Origin of the sequence: Plantactinospora sp. B24E8, assembly GCF_039871735.1 — a bacterium.
GTDB lineage: Bacteria > Actinomycetota > Actinomycetes > Mycobacteriales > Micromonosporaceae > Plantactinospora.
Genome location: NZ_JBDPMH010000014.1, coordinates 16,248 through 35,198, shown reverse-complemented (window position 1 = coordinate 35,198; position 18,951 = coordinate 16,248). Strand labels below are relative to the sequence as shown.

Annotated in this window: 15 protein-coding genes; 8 read left to right on the top strand and 7 right to left on the bottom strand. The window is 70.1% G+C overall.

The genetic code is table 11. The annotated features are described in order from the left end of the window. Positions 1–29 precede the first annotated feature (29 nt). Positions 30–302, bottom strand: coding sequence for a hypothetical protein (locus ABGB21_RS20725; RefSeq protein WP_347679075.1), 273 nt, complete (start codon positions 300–302; stop codon positions 30–32). Positions 303–423: 121 nt separating this feature from the next. Then, the gene (locus ABGB21_RS20720) at positions 424–2,529 is read right to left on the bottom strand and encodes a carboxypeptidase regulatory-like domain-containing protein (protein ID WP_347657661.1); all 2,106 of its coding nucleotides are present in this window, start codon (positions 2,527–2,529) and stop codon (positions 424–426) included. A gap of 206 nt (positions 2,530–2,735) precedes the next feature. Here ABGB21_RS20720 and ABGB21_RS20715 point away from each other — a divergent pair, with 206 nt between their 5' ends. After that, positions 2,736–3,764 carry an aminoglycoside phosphotransferase family protein gene (locus tag ABGB21_RS20715; RefSeq protein ID WP_347679073.1) on the top strand — a complete coding sequence of 343 codons (1,029 nt, stop codon included), beginning with the start codon at positions 2,736–2,738 and terminating at the stop codon, positions 3,762–3,764. A 154-nt stretch (positions 3,765–3,918) separates the two neighbouring features. On the opposite strand, the gene ABGB21_RS20710 is transcribed toward ABGB21_RS20715, so the two are convergent. After that, positions 3,919–5,625 (bottom strand): hypothetical protein, encoded by a 1,707-nt coding sequence (locus tag ABGB21_RS20710; protein WP_347679071.1) that lies wholly within the window; start codon positions 5,623–5,625, stop codon positions 3,919–3,921. 708 nt (positions 5,626–6,333) lie between these two features. On the opposite strand from ABGB21_RS20710, the gene ABGB21_RS20705 reads away from it, so the two are divergent. Further along, the gene (locus tag ABGB21_RS20705; protein ID WP_347657658.1) at positions 6,334–6,933 is read left to right on the top strand and encodes a hypothetical protein; all 600 of its coding nucleotides are present in this window, start codon (positions 6,334–6,336) and stop codon (positions 6,931–6,933) included. An 89-nt stretch (positions 6,934–7,022) separates the two neighbouring features. Here ABGB21_RS20705 and ABGB21_RS20700 read toward each other — a convergent pair whose 3' ends face one another. Next, positions 7,023–7,538 carry a DsbA family protein gene (locus ABGB21_RS20700; RefSeq protein ID WP_347679069.1) on the bottom strand — a complete coding sequence of 172 codons (516 nt, stop codon included), beginning with the start codon at positions 7,536–7,538 and terminating at the stop codon, positions 7,023–7,025. A 331-nt stretch (positions 7,539–7,869) separates the two neighbouring features. Here ABGB21_RS20700 and ABGB21_RS20695 point away from each other — a divergent pair, with 331 nt between their 5' ends. Beyond that, complete coding sequence (locus ABGB21_RS20695; RefSeq protein WP_347679067.1) at positions 7,870–8,331, top strand: nuclear transport factor 2 family protein; 462 nt, start codon at positions 7,870–7,872, stop codon at positions 8,329–8,331. Further along, positions 8,324–9,049, top strand: a complete 726-nt coding sequence (locus tag ABGB21_RS20690) for a TetR/AcrR family transcriptional regulator (protein WP_347679065.1) — start codon at positions 8,324–8,326, stop codon at positions 9,047–9,049. Before ABGB21_RS20695 ends, ABGB21_RS20690 begins: the two co-directional genes overlap by 8 nt. A gap of 86 nt (positions 9,050–9,135) precedes the next feature. Here ABGB21_RS20690 and ABGB21_RS20685 read toward each other — a convergent pair whose 3' ends face one another. Both ABGB21_RS20685 and ABGB21_RS20680 read right to left on the bottom strand, forming a co-directional pair. Then, entirely contained in the window at positions 9,136–10,695 is a 1,560-nt protein-coding gene (locus tag ABGB21_RS20685; protein WP_347657654.1) for an arabinofuranosidase catalytic domain-containing protein, read from the bottom strand. A 158-nt stretch (positions 10,696–10,853) separates the two neighbouring features. After that, entirely contained in the window at positions 10,854–12,689 is a 1,836-nt protein-coding gene (locus ABGB21_RS20680) for an RICIN domain-containing protein (RefSeq protein WP_347657653.1), read from the bottom strand. A 298-nt stretch (positions 12,690–12,987) separates the two neighbouring features. Between ABGB21_RS20680 and ABGB21_RS20675 the strand changes: the two genes are divergently transcribed. The 4 genes from ABGB21_RS20675 (at position 12,988) to ABGB21_RS20660 (ending at position 17,780) form a co-directional block, all read left to right on the top strand. After that, positions 12,988–14,226 (top strand): extracellular solute-binding protein, encoded by a 1,239-nt coding sequence (locus tag ABGB21_RS20675; RefSeq protein WP_347657652.1) that lies wholly within the window; start codon positions 12,988–12,990, stop codon positions 14,224–14,226. Positions 14,227–14,376: 150 nt separating this feature from the next. Beyond that, the gene (locus ABGB21_RS20670; RefSeq protein ID WP_347657651.1) at positions 14,377–15,216 is read left to right on the top strand and encodes a sugar ABC transporter permease; all 840 of its coding nucleotides are present in this window, start codon (positions 14,377–14,379) and stop codon (positions 15,214–15,216) included. Then, positions 15,213–16,037, top strand: coding sequence for a carbohydrate ABC transporter permease (locus tag ABGB21_RS20665; RefSeq protein WP_347657650.1), 825 nt, complete (start codon positions 15,213–15,215; stop codon positions 16,035–16,037). The genes ABGB21_RS20670 and ABGB21_RS20665 overlap by 4 nt, the downstream gene beginning before the upstream one ends. Before the next feature lie 30 nt (positions 16,038–16,067). Next, the gene (locus tag ABGB21_RS20660) at positions 16,068–17,780 is read left to right on the top strand and encodes a trehalase family glycosidase (RefSeq protein ID WP_347679063.1); all 1,713 of its coding nucleotides are present in this window, start codon (positions 16,068–16,070) and stop codon (positions 17,778–17,780) included. Positions 17,781–17,889: 109 nt separating this feature from the next. Here ABGB21_RS20660 and ABGB21_RS20655 read toward each other — a convergent pair whose 3' ends face one another. Continuing rightward, entirely contained in the window at positions 17,890–18,903 is a 1,014-nt protein-coding gene (locus ABGB21_RS20655) for a LacI family DNA-binding transcriptional regulator (RefSeq protein WP_347657648.1), read from the bottom strand. Positions 18,904–18,951: the final 48 nt, after the last annotated feature.

Below are 18,951 nucleotides of genomic sequence, written 5' to 3'. Positions count from 1 at the left end.
CGACGATCCGCTCCGGGCCGCGCCGCCGGCTACCAGAGGCTGATCATCAGTTCCCTGGGCCGGTCGGCCACCCAGGGATCGGCGCGGTCGTGGTCGACCAGGTGCAGTTCCGTGGTGCCGACCGGGTACGGGCCGGTCGGCGCCGGCAACCGTGGCCGGAACGGTACGGAGGTGGCGACCGTGGTGTCGTCGGGTGCCGGCTGGGGCGTCCGGGCGGCGGCGGACGGCGCGACGACCAGCACCGGGACCGCCAGAATCGCCGCCGACACGGTCCACCACCATCGACGTGGGATCTTCTGCATACCGCCGAGTCTCGCCCGGCACCCACCGCGACCACAGCTGTCGAAGGTGGTCAACCGACCCCGAGAAGTCTCGGGGAGGGGCCGGCGGACAACATGCCGCCGGCCCCTCGTCATCCGTCGGTCAGTCGGTGCAGACGACGAGGTTGGCGGTCAGGGTGCCGGACCTCGGCACCTGGTACGCCGTCGGCCTCGACTGGTCCGTACCGGCCGGGTCGGTCGACGCACACTGGGTGTGCGGGCCGGTGTAGAACTCGCCACCCCGGTAGAGGCTGTAGCTGAAGAAGATCCGCTGCTTGCCCAGCACCGGCAGCCGGTACCGGCCGTCGATCGCCTCGGCGTACCCGAGCACGTCGCCGCTGTCGTAGTTGTGCACCAGCAGGTAGTCGAGGTAGATCGGCTGGCCGTCCTGGTCACGCAGGTCGCCACGGACCTCGACACCGGCCCGCATCGGATGGTCGTAGCTGCTGGTCCCGCCGGCGGTGACCCGGACCCGGGCGGCGTCGTGCCGGTCCGGCACCCCACCGGACCACTGTCCGGCCAGGCCCGACCGGTGGAAGAAGAGCGGCCAGGTGTACGGGCCGAGCCCGGTCACCTGGTAGCGGCCGTCGGTACCGGTCCACCCGGCCGCCTGCCCCTCCTCCGGGTGGTAGCCGAACAGGTGGATGTTGATCCCGGCGACCGGTGCCCCGGTCCCCCGGTCGGTGACCCGACCGGTGATCGTGCCGGCCGGGTCGAGCCGGACGGTGGGGCCGGTGACGGTGGCGCCGCCGTCGACCCGGACGACCGCCGCCGCCCGCTGGTCACCGGTGCCGCCGCCGGACCCGACCCACTGCCGGCCGTGACCGGCGGCGTTCACCGGGTCGGCGAACAGCGTGTACGACCCGGGCCGGAGCCAGTCGACGACCGCCCTGCCGGTGCTGTCCGAGCAGTTCCGGTAGGCGCCGGGGTCGGGCAGCCGGGGGTCCCGCAGCGGCACCGCGACCAGGCAGACCCCGGCAACCGGCTGCCCGGTCGCCCGGTCGACGACCGTGGTGGTGATCCGGGCGATCCGCTGGAGCTTGACGGTGACCTCGACCGTCTCGCCCGGCACCGGGGTGACCGGCCCGGTCGACGCGGGGAAGTAACCGCCGCCGGGGACGGTGACCTGGAACCGCTGCGGCTCCGCCGGGAGACTGCTGATGGTCAGGCTGCCGGTGCCGTCGCTGCACTGCTCCTCGACGCAGAAGTCGGCGATGGTCGTACCCGTGTCGGCGTCCACGGCGCGGACCCGGACGGCGCCGTTCGCGACCAGGCTGTCGGTGATCCTCGTTTCCTGCTCGGCCTGCACCACGACCGGGTCGGCGTCCGCCGCGTCGAGCGCGCCCCGGTAGTACTGCACGTCCTCGTCGGTGTACAGGAAGGCGACCCGGTACGTCCCGGCGAGCAGCCGGGGGATGCTGAACTCGCCCTCCTCGTCGGTGTAGGCACCGTCGCCGTTGGTACCGGCGGCGTTGCTGGCGTGGACCCAGGCGTCGACCACGGGCTCCCCGTCGCCGGTGGTCAGGCGCCCGGTGAGGGAACCGGTGCGGAGCGCGGTGTCGTCGGCGACGACCTCACCCCCGGCCGGCACCTCGAACCGCGTGGCGCCCGCCCGCTCGAGCTTGCCGGGCACGTACTGCAACTGGTCCACCTCGGCTGTCGGCTGAAAGGAGACGAAGTGCGGACCGGCCGGGACGACGATCCGGTACTGCCCGTCGGCGTCGGTCGTGTCGGTCTCGGTGGCCGGGTAGTCGGCGGAGGTGGCGATGATTCGCAGGTCGGGCACGCCGTTGCCGGCGGCGTTCCGGATCCGTCCGGTGATCACCCCGGTCGGCAGCAGCTGCTCGTCCACAGTGGTCAGCGCACCCTCGGTGACCGCGACCTTGTCCGCTTCCCAGATGTCCAACTTCTGGTGGTGGAACTGGTCGGGTCCGTCCGGCGGGTCGAAGGCGAGGACGTACGACTCCGCGGCCAGATCGTCGAACCGGTAGGCACCCGCCGCGTCGGTCTCGGTTTCGGCGAGCGGCTCCTCGTTCTCCTCCGGGTAGAGCCGGACGGTGGTGCCGGCGGAGGGCGCACCGGCGGCTGTGGTGACGTGGCCGGCGATGGTGCCGGTGGCGGCGGCCACGGCGGGTGGCGCACCGGCCAGGACGGTGGCCCCGAGCAGCACGACGGCCACGCCGGCGCGTTTCAGCAGATTGAGTGACATCAGCGTCCTCAGCGGTGGCGGGACGCCCCGTGAAGTCGTGCCACCGCCGGCCCGCGCCCCGTGAACAGACCGATGGTCCGGTCATGGTAGCGGTCGATGTCCACAGTACCGACTCGAACGATCGGCGTGGGTGGCGAGACCGTCGGCCACCCCGACGCCGGGCAAAACCGGTGGGCGAGGGCGGTGACCAGGGTTAGCGTGGCCGGGTGCTGACTGACGTACCGACCGGGGAACAACTGGATCCCGGCTGGCAGGCCGAGAGCGACGCCTGGATGCTGGACGAACTGGCCGCGCGCGGCCTCGCCGCCACCGGCCCAGTCGAGAACGTCCGGGTCCGGGCCTGGTCCATCGTGCGCCGGGTCGACACCACCGCCGGCCGGGTCTGGTTCAAGGCCAACGTACCCACCAACGGTTTCGAGGCGGCCGTGGTCGAGGCGCTCGCCGACTGGGCGCCCGACCATGTGGTGGCGCCGCTGGCGGTGGACCTGCCCCGGGGTTGGCTGCTCAGTCCGGACGGCGGGCCGACGCTGCGGGAGGTGACGGCGGATCCGCCCGACCCGGCCCGCTGGGTGGACCTGCTGCGGACGTACGCGGAACTGCAGCGGCGGACGGTGCCGTACGTGGACCGGCTGCTCGGGCTCGGTCTGCCGGATCTGCGCCCGGCGCGGATGTCGGCCGCGCTGGTGGGCCTGCTGGCCGACCCGACGGTGACGCTCGCCCCGGAGCGACGCGCCGCCCTGGCCCGGCTCTCCGAGCGGTACGACCGCTGGTGTGCCGAACTCGCCGCCGACGGACTGCCGGCGTCGTTGCAGCACGACGACCTGCACGACGGCAACGTCTTCGTGGGCGGGGGCGGGGGTGCCGACGCCCGGCTCCGGTTCTTCGACTGGGGTGACGCCTGTCTGGCGCATCCGTTCAGCAGTCTGCTTGTGACGCTGAACGTGGCGGCGTACCGGTTCGGGTTCGCTCCGGGCGGGCCGGAACTGGCCCGGCTGCGGGACGCGTACCTGGAACCCTGGACCGACCTGCGGGACCGTGCCGGCCTGGTCCGCTCGGTCCGGCTCGCGCTGCGGGTCGGCAAGGTGGGTCGGGCGTTGACCTGGCAGCGGGCGCTGCGCGGGGCGACCTCGCCGGAGTGGGAGCGCGCGCTGGGTGGTCCGGCACCGGTGGCGCCCGAGCACGCCGACGCGGTCGGTGGCTGGCTCGGTGAGCTGACCGAGCCCGACCTGACCTGAGCCCGGCCTGACCCGGCCTCGGCCCGATCTGCCCAGGCCGGGCCGGCCGTCGGCGCGGCGGACAACCGGACGCACCCGGTCCCTCCCGCTCGGGTCGTGGTGACCCGGAGCTGGCGGGGCGGGTGCGCCCGGCAGGGTGGTCCGTCAGGGCCGACTACTGGTCCCATCCGCTCTGCTGACCGTGCTTCTGCTGCTGGCAGTTGGCGGAGAGAATCGCCCCGGACCCGGTCGGCCCGCAGTCGGTCGGCCGGTTCTTGACGATCACGGTCTCCGCGTCGAGTTCGAGCCGGACGTTCTTGGCGAAGAGTCCACCCGGTTCCTTGGTGGAGCTGTTCTCGGTGATCCTGCTCTTCACCACGCTCAGCTGGCCGGCCTCGGCGTAGACACCGCCGCCCCGGGACTCGGGTCCGACCGCCTTGTTGCGGCTGACCTCGGTCCAGCGTACGAAGACGTTCGACTTCTCGGCGAAGATCCCGCCACCGTCGCCCCGGGTGGTGTTGTTGGTGACGGTGCTGTCGTTGACCACGAGCAGCGCCTGGACACTGGAGATGCCGCCACCGTCCACCGTCGAGGTGTTGTGGGTGACGGTCAGGTTGCGCAGGTCGAGCGTGGCGTCGCGGACGGAGAGGCCGCCGCCGATCTTCGCGGTGTTGCCGATGACCTTGGTGTCCCAGACCTTTGTCCGGGCCGAGGAACTGGCGAGCCCGCCGCCCTCACCGGCATTGTTGTCGGCGAAGGTCGTCTCGGTGACGTCGGCCGCACCCCGGAAGTTGGCCAGGCCGCCACCGATCCCGCCAGCGCTGTTCTTGACGAACTCGGTCTTCCGTATGCTCAGCACGCCGCCGTTGAGCATGCCGCCACCCTGGCCCTCGGCTCCGGCGGCGCTGTTGTCCCGGAACTCGCTCTCGGTGATCGTCATGTGGCCGTCGTTGAAGACCGCGCCACCGCCGCCGTCCTTGACCGCGAGCGCGGTGTTCCGCGAGAACGTGGTACGCGTGACGACCGCGCTGCCACCGTGTTCGACCCAGAGCGCGCCGCCCAACTCGGCCCGGCCGTTGTCGAGGGTGATGTCGACCAGTTCCAGTTCCCCGCCGTTGACGACGGTGAAGAACCGGAACTCCTTGGCGTTCGGGTCACGGGTCAGGGTCGCCCCGTTCCCCTTGATGGTGATCGGGTGCTTGATAACCGGTAACAGGTTCTTGTCGTCCGGCAGGTTGACCTCCTGGCCGGGCCCCTGGCCGGTGACCTGACCGTCCGGGCCGCTGTCCGGACCACTGTTCGGGCCGGTGCTCTGCCCGGTGTTCTGGCCGCCACCCGGTGCACTGCCGGGAGCACTGCTCGGACCGCCGCCCGGCGCGGCGCTCCCGCCCGGCTGGGCGCCGGTCGGGCCCTGCTTGCCACTGCTCTGGCCCTGCTTGCCACTGGGCGCACCCTGCTTGCCTTTGCCCTGGTCGGCGGAGGGTCCCGGGACCGGCGCCGGACGTTCGCCCGGCTCGCCCTGCCGACCCTGCTGCTCGTTGTTCGGGCCGGCCTTAACGGCACCCGCAGCGGCGTCGGCGCCGTCCGGACCGCTGTTCGGGCCCTTCGGTTGGCCGCTCTCCCCGCCGTGCTGGCCGTCCTGCCCGTACCCCGCGTCGCCACCGCGGTGGTCGCCCTTCGGGGTGCTGAGCTTGTAGGTGCACTTCCGCGCGAGTTCGAGCGTGCCGCCCCCCTCGGCGTCGGCGCGGACAAGCGCGGCGATCAGTTTGGCCGAGTCACAGGGCACCGACGTCACGTCGCGGTGTGCGCCATCCGACTTCTTCTCGGCCGCGATGGAGGCGCCGGACAGCCCGGCCGCTCCCACCACCAGGGTTCCAGCCACGAGACCTCCGGTGAGGATCCACCGGGACCGTCGACGCGGTAACCGCGCCTCCTTCCGGCGCTCGGAATCTCCGTGACTGCTCCCTCGGAACTCGGACATCAAGTCTCCCTGCCTTTCGCAGAAGACACGACCGCACCAACCCGGGCGCGGAGGGCTACACGTCGTTGCAGCACTGAAAATCACGGTACGGCGCTAATCGCAGCAAGGCAGGCTTATGCGAATGAAGCACACGATTCGGTTGAAGGCCCATCGGAAAAAGGACCGGAATGGCACAGCAAATCGCAATACCGGCTGCAGGATCCAAACCAGGCGTGGCCGGCCAGACGACACAGCCGGCGCAGGCGAGCACGGCTCGGGACGGGCGACGCAGGAGCGCCCCGACCCGTACTACGGCTGTCCGGCGGGCCAGAACCGGCAGGCTGGGGACAAGCCGGCAACTGGGACTCCCCTGACGAGGTGACGCAGGCAGCCCAGAACGACCGGCTGGCGGCAGACCGTACGAAGCACAGGACTATCGGCGCATTCCACGCCGGATCACCAGTTGTTTCGGTGCTCCGGACAATCGTCGCCGGAAACGCCCGAAGAAGACAGCCAGTGGGTGCCGGAAACGAATTCGACCATCCATCCCCAATTCGCACGGCGAAGGATCCCGCGCTACCCACGCCAGACCAGTGGCTGGGCGATCAGGCCGACGATTACGGTGGGCGGATGCCACCCAACCTCGACGCCTGGGACGCGTGGCACCCCCGGCTGCTGGCCGGTCGCCTCGCCGGCCTCGAGTTTCCCTGGTACGTCGCGGCCGGCTGGGCACTCGACCTCTTTGTCGGCGCCCCGACCCGGAGACACGCCGACCTGGAGATCGCCGTACCGGCGGCCCGGTTCGGCGACCTGGCAGCGCGGTTCGCCGACTGCGACTTCCACGTTCCGTACGACGGGGACATCGTCCCGGCCACCGCCGCCACGCTCGAGGCCAGTCACCAGACCTGGGCCCTGGAACGGGCAACCGGCCGGTGGCGGTGCGACGTGTTCCGCGAACCACACGACGGTGACACCTGGATCTACCGCCGGGACGAGCGGATCCGCCGGCCGTACGCCGAGATCGTCGAACACGGCGTGGACGGCGTCCCGTACCTGGCCCCGGAGATCGTGCTGCTGTTCAAGGCCAAGCAGACCCGGGACAAGGACGAGGTCGACTTCCGGATGGTGCTGCCACTGCTCGACGTCGCCCGGCGGCGGTGGCTCGAGGACGCGCTGTTGTTGGTCAACCCGGAGCATCCGTGGCGCGCCGTGCTGGCCGCCGCCCGGTAGCCGCCGAGCGGGCCCAATCTCTTCGCGACGTGCTCGACCTTCGTGGTGCGGATGCAGGTCACGCCGACGCCGGCCCGTCCCGGGACCGGTCAGTGGGTGCCAGACCGCACCGTGGTGCCGTCCGCGCCCGGCAGCGCACAGGCGCCGTCCGCGTCACATCCGGTCTGGTCGTCCGCGCCGAGAATGGTCAGTTCGGGTTGGCGTTCGCGCCAGGCCCGGACGGCGAGTCCGACCTGGTGCTCGGGGTCGTAGATGCTGCGCTCCGCGGCGAAGTTGCCCTCGTAGAACAGGGTCAGCAGGTTGTCCTCCACCCCCTCGGAGGCGGCCAGGTGCAGCAGCCGGTGCAGGTCGAAGGTGTTGCCGTCGTCCCGGAAGTCGACGAGGTAGCCGAGGCCCTCCTTCCTGGCGATGCCCGCGATGTTCTCCTCCGCCGCTCTGGCCTGGGCCGGGGTCATGCCGTACTTCTTGGCGTGAGCCGCACTGGTTGTCCGGTGGGTCTGGGTCAGCCGGGGGTCGAGCTCGAAGGAGCGGTGCACCACCTCGACCCGGGTCCGGTGTGGGAACGCGGCGAGCGCCTTGTGAAGCGAGCCTTGCCGACGAAGCACCACGGGCAGGAGATGTCCGACCAGATGTCGACGCGCATGGTCTTCTTCCCTCCGGGAAGGGTCTGTAGGGAGGTGGTCGCTTCCCGGAGGAGAAGGAGAGACAACCACTCGACTCCGGACAACGCCCCTCGGACGAGGGTCGTCCGCTTCTACAGGGTAGCGCAACAGGACGATAGTCGTCCGCCTACAGGCCGGCTCAGCAATCAATCGGACGCTTGCCGTCCGATTGCGTTAGACTGCATGTGGAGACGACTACCAGGCGCCCTGCGGCCACTGGTTCAACGGCGGACCAGCCACCGGTCGACCACCGGACAGGCTAGGAGGCTCAGCCATGAGTGATCTCGACGAGATGCTCCGGCGGCTGGACGCGCTGGAAGCGATCGCGAGCATCAAGAAGCTGAAGGCCCGCTACTTCCGCCTCGTGGACGAGAAGAAGCACGACGAGCTGGCCGCACTGTTCACCCCCGATGCCAGGCTCGTGACCGACGGCGTCAGCTGGAAGTCGCCGGAGGAGTTCGCGTACACGATCCGCGACCTAACCGGCGCCGCACCGTCGGTCCACCACGCGCACAGGCCGGAGATCGAGATCACCGGGCCGGACACCGCCTCCGGGATCTGGGCGATGGAGGATCTGCTGACCTTCCCGGTGGGAGAAAACGCCCCCCAGGGCCACAATGGCTACGGCCAGTACCGGGAGACCTATCGGAAGGTCGACGGGCGCTGGCTGATCGACACGTTGCTGCTGACCCGGCTGCGGATGGACCCGCTGGAGAACTGGACCCCCGATGCCTGACCTGGACACCGCGCCTGACCCCCGTACGGGCACGCGGCACGACGAAACCCCACCGAGCACCACGGCGCCGCTAAAGACCGAACCCGGCGGCCGCGCGGACGCGCGACGCAACCGCCGCCAGCTGATCATCGCGACCCGGGAGGCGATCGCCTCCCGGGGCCTCGACGTCTCGGCGCTCGACATCGCGACGGCTGCGGGCGTCGGAGTGGGCACGCTGTACCGACGCTTCGGCACCAAGGAGGCACTCCTCAACGCCGTCGTGATCGGCCTCTACGACGAGATGTGCGATGTCGCGCGGGCGTGCATGGAGCGCCCTGATCCGTGGGACGGGTTGGCGGAGTTCGTGATGGAGCTGGCCGGGGCGCACCGGGACAGCCGGGGACTGGCCGAATACACCGCCGAGTACAAGCAGGAGTCACCCGAACTCGCGGAGCGGACCGCCGCTCTCCAGGACGCCGTCATGCGGTTGACCGAGCGGGCCCGCGCCGCCGGTGCGCTCCGGGACGACGTCACCTGGCAGGACATCCTGATCTGTTCACGTGCGGCGCTGGACACCGACCACTGCCTCGGCGTCGACGCCGGACCGGACGGCTGGCGTCGGATCGTCACCATTCTGCTCGACGGCATCCGGGCGCCCGGACGTACGCCGTTGGAGGGACCGGCACCGCGGGTCCACCCAGGCGCGACGCCGGACAGGACGGCCTCGGCGGACCGCTGACAGACGTCGCGCCGCTCGGGCCAGTAGCCCGGGCGCGTAACCGACTCCTCACGAGGCCACACGTCATACCCTGTCGATGGTCGGCGTCAGCGATAGCCGGCGGACACCACGTTGGCCTGCACCGCGTTCTCGGTCGCGTCGGACGGATAGCCGGTGACCATGGCCCCTTCGTAGAAGGTGCCGGCGCTCAGGTTCGCGCCGCCGTCGGGCTTGCAGCAATCCCCGCCGCTGCCCAGGACGATCGCGCCCTGTTTCTTCATCGGGCTGTATCCCGGCGGGAGTGACCCGTCCCAGAGGGTGTAGAGGCTGCCGGACTGCGCGTTGCTACCCTTGATCGCGAAGCGGGTCGTACCGTTGTTCTTCAGCGTGGCAGTCACGAACTTGCTGGTGAAGGCCCGCTGGTTCGGGTTCCAGGAACTGCTTCCGCCAGGAAACAGGCCCCACTCCAGATCCGCCTGCACCCAGGGGCCGGTGCCGGAGCAGCCGCCGAACCAGCACTGCGTGCCGAAGTTGATGGCGTCCATCGCCCCGGCGGCGTCGGCCTTCCTTGTCGTCTCGCTGTTGCCGTAGTCGAAGCAGCAGCCGCTGTTGACGTGGGTCCCGCTGGTCACCATGTACATGCCCTCGGGAGCGGCGCCGGTCGGCACTCCGGTCAGGTGTCCGTCGCGCCAGTAACTGTTGCCGGGGTTGATGTAGAGCGAGTACGCCTTCGCGCCGCCCACGGTCAGGGACTCCGACGTCGCGATCGCCGGCTTGCTCTGCGGTGAGCCCGGCACCACGCTCGAACCCTGGTACCAGAGGTCGTTCCCGCGTCCGGACTGGTCGAAGATGACGGTGATCACGCAGGTCGTGCCGGCGCAGAACGAGTCCTGCGTCGCCGCGTTGGCGGTACCTCCCGCACTCAGGAGCCCGATGTCGCGGGTCGTGTTGTCCGAGGACCGTCGGACCTGGTAGAGGTTGCCGGCGTACGCCGCGTAGAGCGCCCGTGTCGTGCTGTGCGCCGCGATGCACGGGGTGCCGCCGGAGGCGTAGATGTCGCACGGACGCGTTCCGGTCGGCGGCGGGGTGGTCGGTGAGGTCCACTGCTGGTTGGCGCCGCCGTGGCAGGCCCAGAGGTGGATTCTGGTGCCGTTGGTGGTGCCGTAGCCGCTGGCGTCGAGGCACAGCCCGGACTGCACACCGGTGATGGTGCCGTTGCTGTTGACGTTCCACTGCTGGTTGGTCTGGCCGTTGCAGTCCCAGATGATCGCCAGCGTGCCGTTTGCGGTGCCCTGACCGGACGCGTCCAGGCACTTGTTGCCGTACACCGTGAGCTGCCTGCTCGCCGTCCAGGTCCAGGTCTGGCCGGCACCGCCGTGACAGTCCCAGAGCTGGGTCTGGCTGCCGTTGGCGGTGCTGGCGTTGGGAACGTCGACGCAGCGACCGGACGGGGTACCGACGATCGTGGTGCTCTGCCCCACCACGATGGCGGCCGCCGACACGGGCGCCGCGGCCTCGGCGGTGGCAGGTGGGGTACCAGGTGTGGCGCCGACGCTGACGAGCAGGCCGACCAGCAGAACGGCCAGGCCGGTCAGACGTCGGGTGCGGTGGTGTCTCGGGGCCGGGGGGTGGGCTGTTCCTGGCCCACCGGAGGACGGGTTACGCACGGGAGGGCTCCTCGGAGTCGTGGAGGTGTGCGGGCTTTCGACGTGCTCGGCGGTGGTGGTGACGGCCGGGTCGACGCGTGGCGGTCGCCGGACTGTCGCCGCGGGGAGGCGCGCCGGCCGTCCGGTCGACGGCCAGCGCGTCCGTTCCCCGTGACGCCCTACCGCCCCAGGATTCGCCAGGTCTGGTTCAGCGGGCTGGCCTGGCCGGTCGCGTTGCAGGTCCACTGGTGGACCGGGGCCCGGGCCGCCGTGGAGACCGTGCTGACATCGACGCACTTGCCGCTGTGCCGGGCGACGAGTTGGTAGTCGTGCGAGTCGTTGCCGGGATAGGTCACCCTGCGGAGGGTGAACTGCTGGTTGAGGCCGTTGTGGCAGGTCCACTGGTGCACGACCGCGCCGTCGGCGGTGGACACGCCGCTGACGTCGAGGCACTTGCCGCTCTGCTGGTTGACCACCGTGTACGTGTTGGCCACACCGGCGACCGGGCGGAAGTTCCAGAGCTGCTGGTCGCCGCCCTCGCAGTAGTACTGCTGTTGGACGGTACCGTCGGCGGTGCTCAGGCCGGGGTTGTCCAGGCACTGCTGGGAATGCTGGGCCACCGCCACCGACTGGAAGCCGCCGTCGGAGGGGGGCAGCAGGGTGACGGTGTAGGTGTCGGTCTGGTTGGGGTACGGCAGGGTCACGGTGACGTTGTTGTTGGAGACGCCGACCACGCTGTTCGAGACGGTGATCGGCCCTTGCACAGCACCGCCGCCGTTGTAGGGGATGCGCTGGGTGAGCACCCGTACCTGGTTGTTCTGCACGATGCCGCTGGTCGTGTCCAGACGTTGCAGGTTGACGGTCAGGTTCCCGGTGGTACGCCCACCACCGACCAGGACCTTCGCCACACCGTTCGCCTTCGTGGCGAACGCGTCGTACGACGGACTGGCGGTCACGGCCGCGATCTGCCCGGTCTGGGAGGCGTAGTAACGGTAGGCCCACCACTCGCCCTTGGGCTGGTGCTGGCCGGCCGAGTTACGGACCAGCAGGTTGCCGAGGTCGTTGTGCAGGTTGCCACCGCCGGCCCAGTTGGCTCGTAGACCGTCCGCGCGGGCGCGCTCCAGCCGGGAGATGTACCAGGCGCCGTCGGCGGGGTTCTGCTCCTCGGGCGCGCCGTACTCGTTGATCTGGTACGGCCGGGGGTGGGCGATACCGCGCGGGTCGAGGGTGGCGTTGGCGGCGGCGACGTTGGCGACCGGGTCACCCGGCAACGAGTGCCAGCTGATGATGTCCGGCACCGTGTTGGTCGAGCGGACGAAGTCCAGGTACTGGTTCCAGAAGGTGTGCGTGGTCGACGGTACGCAGGCGCAGCTCGGCCCGACGATGAGCTGGTTGGGGAACTCCGCCCGGATGCGCTGGTAGGTGCGGCGCCACAGTTCGAGGTACTGGGGGATCGGGCGGTTCCAGAAGATGGTGATGTTGGGCTCGTTCCAGATGTCCCACTGCACGCTCAGCCCGGACGCCCGGACGTCGTTGATGAGCCGGGTCAGGAAGTTGTCGTAGTCGGTCCAGTTGCCGTTGTCCCCGGGGAAGCGGGAGATGCCGGCACCGTCGGCGCCCCACAGATCGTGCGGCAGCAGGATGAACTGGCCGCCGAGGGCGACGGTCCGACGCGCCTGGGCGAGGGTGGAGTTCCAGCGGCGGTCGTAGGTCCCGCCGACCCAGCCACTGCCCGCGAGTTGCGCGCCACCCGCGCGCATGTACTGGAACTTGACATCCCGGTAGAAGTGGTCGGCCGGACCGCTGGCGTTCTCGGTCATGCCGTAGATCCAGCCGGACGCGCGGTAGGTCGGCGTGCCGTTGGTCGTGGCGAAGTTGACGCTGATCGACTCGTCGGCGGCCTGGGCGGAAGGCGCGGCGACAATTGCGGCGGTGGCGGCGGCGAGCAGGCCGACCAGGGGTCGGGCGACGAGCGCACGGACTCGTCCTGGCCTGCCGCGGGACGGGGTTTTCACGGGCGGCTCCTTGGTGGGGCGCGGGGACGCTCTCCGGAGGCTGCGCTTGCGAATCGATTCGCAAGGGATCGTAGGACCGGATGCTGAAGCATGTCAATGAAGTGACAGTGGGGTGAAGGTGACGTTTCCCAGCAGCACGTGGACATAGCTGATCACCCCTTGACCGGCGAGCATGGACGGTCCTATCTTCGTGCGAACCGATTCGCCGAATCGGTTCGCCTCATGGCCGGACCACGTTCGGCCCGCGACGGTCACCACCCCACACCCCACCTGACGATCGACTTGAAGTGAGGCACCGATGACCGGACTCAGTCGTCGACGGCGTCTGGCCGTCGTCGCCGTGACAACACTCACCGCGGTGGCGGGCGCCGCCTGCTCGTCGTCCGCCGAGGGCCCCTCCGGCGGCACCGCCTACCTCGTCTGGGACCCGTACCCGCAGTTCGCCGACGACTCCGACTGGGTCGCCCTACTCACCAGATGTGGTACCTCGGCGGGAGTGACGGTCGAACGCACCGGCTACGACACCACCGACCTGACCACCAGGGCGCTGCTCGCCGCCCAACAGGGGAACTCGCCGGACGTGCTGATCGTGGACAACCCGGTGATCTCGACACTGGCCGAGGCCGGCGCGCTCACCACCACCGAGGAGAACGGGCTGGACGTCTCGGCCATGGAAACCAACCTGCTCGGCGCCGGCCAGCGCGACGGCAAGACGTACGGGGTGCCGATCGGGGCGAACACCCTCGCCCTCTACTACAACAAGGACCTGTTGACCGCCGCTGGCGTCGATCCGGCCTCGGTCACGGACTGGACGTCGCTGACCACGGCGCTGACCAAGGTCAAGACCAAGGGCAAGAAGGGCATCACCTTCTCCGCGATCGGCACCGAGGAGGGGAGTTTCCAGTTCCTGCCCTGGTTCTGGGGGGCCGGAGCGGAGCTGACCAGTCTGGACTCGCCACAGGCGGTGTCCGCCCTGACGCTCTGGACCGACTGGCTCAACCAGGGCCACGCACCGAACTCGGTCATCAACAACACCCAGACCACGAGCTGGCAGGAGTTCGCCACCGGTGACTACGCGTTCGCCGAGAACGGCACCTGGCAGTTGGCCAACGCGGAAAAGCTCGACTTCGCGTACGGCACCATCCCGATCCCGGCGCGCGCGGGCGGACCGGCGCCGGCGCCCACCGGCGGCGAGTTCGTCTCCATCCCGGTGCAGCAGAAAACCGACCGGTACGCGACATCGCAGAAACTGGTCGCCTGCCTGACCAACGCCGACAACCTCCTCACCACCGACACCACACTCTCCTACGTCGCGCCGGTGGCCGCCGTCCAGGAACGGCAGCTGGCCACGGACCCGAAACTCAAGGTCTGGGTGGAGGCGGTCCGGGCGGCCAAGGGCCGCACCGGTGACAACCTCGGCACGAGGTACCCGAAGATCTCCGAATCGCTCTGGACGGCGGTGCAGGCGGCCCTCAGCGGCGGGAAGTCACCGCAGGAGGCGCTGACCGCCGCGCAGGCCGCGGCCTCGACCAGGTAAGCGCGCCGAACCCACAGCATGCACACCACCACACCTGACTCCAGCACCGGACGGGACCGGGGTGGAGCGGCGACCGCCGCCCGACCCGGGCCTCCCCCGTCCCGCGTCCGCCGGCCCGACCGATGGCTCGCGTGGGGCTTCCTGAGCCCGGTGACCGTGTACCTACTGGCCTTCTACGCCTACCCGCTCTACCGCAACGTCGAGTTGAGCCTGCGCGAGTACACCGTTCGCTCGTTCGTGCAGGGCGGCGCACCCTTCGCCGGCCTGGACAACTACCGTACGGTCCTGGCGGATCCGGCCTTCTGGCCGACACTGACGCACACGCTGGTCTTCACCGCCGCGTCGCTCGCCTTCCAGTTCACCATCGGCATGGCACTGGCACTCTTCTTCCACCAGCACTTCCCGCTGTCACGCACACTGCGGGCGTTGATGCTCGTGCCGTGGCTGCTGCCGCTGATCGTCTCGGCGTCGACCTGGTCGTGGCTACTCAACAGCGACTCGGGGCTGGTCAACGCCGCGCTGGGCGTCGTCGGGATCGATCAGGTCAACTGGCTCACCTCGCCGGGCTGGTCGCTCACGTCGGTGATCATCGCGAACGTCTGGATCGGCGTTCCGTTCAACCTGGTCGTGCTGTACAGCGGCCTGCAGGCGATCCCGGTCGAGGTGTACGAGGCGTCCGCGCTGGACGGCGCGACGAGCCGGCAACGATTCTGGTCGATCACCCTCCCGCTGCTGCGCCCCGTCGCCGCGATCACGCTGCTGCTCGGGCTGATCTACACCCTGAAGGTCTTCGACATCATCTGGATCATGACGAGGGGAGGCCCGACCGATTCCTCCGCCACGCTCGCCACCTGGTCGTACCGACTCGGCTTCGGCAACCTGCTGCCCGAGTTCGGGCCGGGTGCGGCCGTCGGCAACCTGCTCATCGTGATGGCCCTGATCGCCGGGCTCGTCCACATCCGGATCCAGCGGAGGCAGCACCTGCCATGACCACCTCCACGCCCAGGGTCTGGTGGAAGACCGTCGTCGGCCTGCTGCTGACCGGGCTGATGCTCTTCCCCGTCTACTGGATGATCAACGTGTCCTTCACCCGGGACCGGGACATGCGGGCCGATCCCCCGCACCTGTTCCCGACCGACGGCACGTTGGACGGTTACCGGGCCGTACTCGACCAGCAGTTGCCGTACCTCGGCACCAGTTTCCTGGTCGGTCTCGGTACGGTGGTGCTGACCGTGGCGGTGGCGGCCCCCGCCGGGTACGCGTTGGCGAAGCTGCGACCCCCCGGCGGCCCGGCGCTGAGTTTCGTGCTGCTGATCGCGCAGATGATCCCGGGCATCATCATGGCGATGGGTTTCTACGCCATCTACCTCAGTCTCGGCGTCCTCAACACGCTGCCGGGCCTGATCCTGGCCGACTCGACACTCGCGGTGCCGTTCGCCGTCCTGATCTTCACGGCCTTCATGTCCGGGATCCCCGACGAGCTGATCCAGGCCGCCGTGGTCGACGGCGCCGGCCGGCTGCGCACCTTCTGGTCGGTCGTGCTGCCGGTCAGCCGCAACTCGGTCGTCACGGTGTCGCTCTTCGCCTTCCTGTGGTCCTGGTCGGACTTCATCTTCGCCTCGACCCTGGCCGGAGGCGGTGACCAGCAGCCCATCACCCTCGGTATCTACCACTACATCGGCAACAACAACCAGCAGTGGAACGCCATCATGGCGACCGCCGTCGTCGCCTCCATCCCCGCCGCCGTGCTGCTGGTCCTGGCCCAGCGATATGTCTCGGCGGGCGTCACTGCCGGCGCCGTCAAGGACTGACCACCCGCACCAGAAAGGCACCCGCCACCCATGACCGTCGTTCCGTCCGGTCCGGAGTTCTCCATCCAGGACATCCCGTTCAGCTACTACGGCTCCTGGCTCAACATCTCCCCGGTGGTAGCCGAGAAGACGTACGCCGACGACCTGCACCTGGTCTCGCACCAGACCGGACTGCACCCGGTGTTGCGCCTCGTCCCCTCGGACGCCGGCGCCACGGTCGTCGCCACGCCCACCCTGCTGACCTGGCGAACCGGCTCCGGACGGATCGACGCTGTCTACGACGGACCGGACAGCCTGCGGATCCGGGGTCGGCGGCTCGGCCTGCGGCTGGCCGCGGCCCGCCGCACCCTCACCCCGTTCAGCGGCACCTACCTCTACGTCGATCCGGTCGACCAGGCGCACGTCTTCACCTCGTACGAGACCGGGCGCCGCTACCGGGTCACCGTGCTCTCCGGTGCTCCTGCCCGGACCGGGGGTGTCGAGGCGCTCGGCAGCGCGGACCGTTTCCTGGACCTACCCGGCGACCAGCCCTGGGAGATCGCGATCGAGGAGTACGCGACCGCCCGCCGGCCGTACCCCACGTCCGTCACCTTCGACCGACTGTGCCACGACCGGAGCAGGGAGTTCGGCGCGTTCGTCGACGCGGTCGCGCCGTGGCGCGGCGCCGACAGCCCGTCCGCTGCATTGGCCGCGTACGTGCTGTGGTCGGCCACCGTCGCCCCGGCGGGCTTCGTCACCCGGCCGGCGGTCCTGATGTCGAAGCACTGGATGGACAAGGTGTGGAGCTGGGACCACTGCTTCAACGCGATCGCCCTGGCGGCCGGCGATCCCGAGCTGGCCTGGCACCAGTTCCACCTGCCCTTCGATCACCAGGACGGGGCCGGCGCCCTGCCCGACTCGGTCACCCACTCGGAGGTCCTGCACAACTACGTCAAACCGCCGATCCACGGCTGGGCGCTGCGCCACCTACGCCGGCGCCTTCCCGAGCCGCCGGACCGGGCGGCGCTGGCGCAGACGTACGACCGGCTGGCCCGCTGGACCGGGTTCTGGCTCGACGCGCGCCGGGCCCCCGGGCACGACCTGCCGCACTACCAGCACGGCAACGACAGCGGCTGGGACAACGCCACCACCTTCGACGACCACCGGCTCCTCGAGACCGCCGACCTCGCCGCGTTCCTGGTCTCGCAACTGCGCTGCCTGGCTGACCTCGCCGCCGAACTGGGCGAACCCGTCGACCGGTGGACCCGGGAGGCCGACCGGATCCGCACGGCGATGCTGCGGGACCTGTGGGACGGTGAGCGCTTCACCGCCCGCAGCCCCCACACCGGCCGGCGACGGGCGAGCCGGAGCCTGCTCGACCTGATGCCCGTCACCCTCGGGGCCGACCTGCCCGGCCCGGTCGCCGCCACTCTGGCCCGGGGCATCGAAACCCACCTGACCACGCACGGGCTGGCCACCGAGCCGACCGACTCGGCCCACTACCTCGCCGACGGCTACTGGCGGGGCCCGATCTGGGCGCCCTCCACCCTGCTGGTCGAGGACGGGCTGCGGCGGGCCGGGTACACCGGGATCGCCGACGAGATCAGTCAACGCTTCCTCGCGCTGTGTGAGAAGTCCGGCTTCGCGGAGAACTTCGACGCCGAAACCGGTGCCGGGCTCCGGGACCGCGCATACACCTGGACCGCCAGCAGCTACCTCATCCTCGCCGCCGCCCAGGCGGAGCGGCGAGTCACGGGCGGGTAGCCGGACCGGCTCAGCGAGCCCGGTAGGGCCCGCTGGGGAGCGTCGAGGCACGGGGACCGGGCATGGCCCGTGTCCTCCGGGCCGGGTCAGCGGACCGGACCGCACCGGATCAGCGGGACCGGACCGGGCCGGTACTGGAGCGCAACGAGATGGGCGGGCTGTACAGACGGTGGCGTGGCACGGACCCGGGCGCGGCGACAATCTCCAGTAGCAGTGACACCGCCTCGGCGCCCATGTCACGCGTCGGCACATCCGCGGCGGTCAACGGCGGGCGGAAATCCTCCGCCCAATGCTGCGCGGCGACCCCGGTGACGGAGAAGTCAACCGGCACGGAGAGCCCGGCGCCGGTCAGCGCACGCTGCACCCCGGGCAGCGCGGCCTCGTTGATGGTAGCTATCGCCGTGACGTCCGGATGTGTCGCGAGCAGCTGCTCCACACACATCTCGCCGGAGGTCGCGTCATCGCCGCAGCAGACGTCGACGCCGGTCAGGCCGCGCTCCGCCACCGCCGTCCGAAAACCGACCAGCGCGCGATGGCTGGGGCCGTAACCCGCGGCCACCAACTCCGCGGAACGGTTCACCAGGGCCACCTGTCGATGCCCCAGATCGGCCAGGTGGTGCACGCAGCGGGCGATCAGCCCGGAGTAGTCGATGTCTATCCAACTCATGCCGTGCGGCTCGGCGGTCCGACCGATCGTGACGAACGGCAGGCCCGCCCTGGCCAGCCGGGTCACGCGGTCGTCCTCCAGTCGAATCTCCATCAGGACCACACCGTCCACCCGGCGCCCGGAGACGATCCTCTCGAACGACCGGTCGTGGTCACCACCGGACGGCGACAGCAGCACGTCCAGGTCATGGCGGGCGGCCGCCTCGACGACGCTGGCGACAAAGCCCAACTGCATGTCGGTCAACCGTTGACTCGCAGGGGGGATCACCAGCCCGAGGGTTCGGGTACGCCCTTCCTTGAGAGCACGGGCGCTGGCGTTCGGCCGATACTCCAGCTCGTCAATCACCGCCTGGATCCGCTGCCGGGTCGCCTCCGACACGGTCCGCTTGCCGCTCAGCACGTAGGACACGGTGCTGCGGGACACCCCCGCCCGGCGGGCGATCTCCCCGATGTTCATCGCACCGCCCTCGAATCGATTCGCACCCCGGCGCGGGGGCGCGCCAAC

Coding starts and splice junctions, on each gene's coding strand:
- ABGB21_RS20695 (WP_347679067.1), top strand. CDS start 7,870: ATGAGTGATCTCGACGAGATGCTCCGGCGGCTGGACGCGCTGGAAGCG.
- ABGB21_RS20725 (WP_347679075.1), bottom strand. CDS start 302: ATGCAGAAGATCCCACGTCGATGGTGGTGGACCGTGTCGGCGGCGATT.
- ABGB21_RS20655 (WP_347657648.1), bottom strand. CDS start 18,903: ATGAACATCGGGGAGATCGCCCGCCGGGCGGGGGTGTCCCGCAGCACC.
- ABGB21_RS20720 (WP_347657661.1), bottom strand. CDS start 2,529: ATGTCACTCAATCTGCTGAAACGCGCCGGCGTGGCCGTCGTGCTGCTC.
- ABGB21_RS20660 (WP_347679063.1), top strand. CDS start 16,068: ATGACCGTCGTTCCGTCCGGTCCGGAGTTCTCCATCCAGGACATCCCG.
- ABGB21_RS20705 (WP_347657658.1), top strand. CDS start 6,334: ATGCCACCCAACCTCGACGCCTGGGACGCGTGGCACCCCCGGCTGCTG.
- ABGB21_RS20690 (WP_347679065.1), top strand. CDS start 8,324: ATGCCTGACCTGGACACCGCGCCTGACCCCCGTACGGGCACGCGGCAC.
- ABGB21_RS20675 (WP_347657652.1), top strand. CDS start 12,988: ATGACCGGACTCAGTCGTCGACGGCGTCTGGCCGTCGTCGCCGTGACA.
- ABGB21_RS20665 (WP_347657650.1), top strand. CDS start 15,213: ATGACCACCTCCACGCCCAGGGTCTGGTGGAAGACCGTCGTCGGCCTG.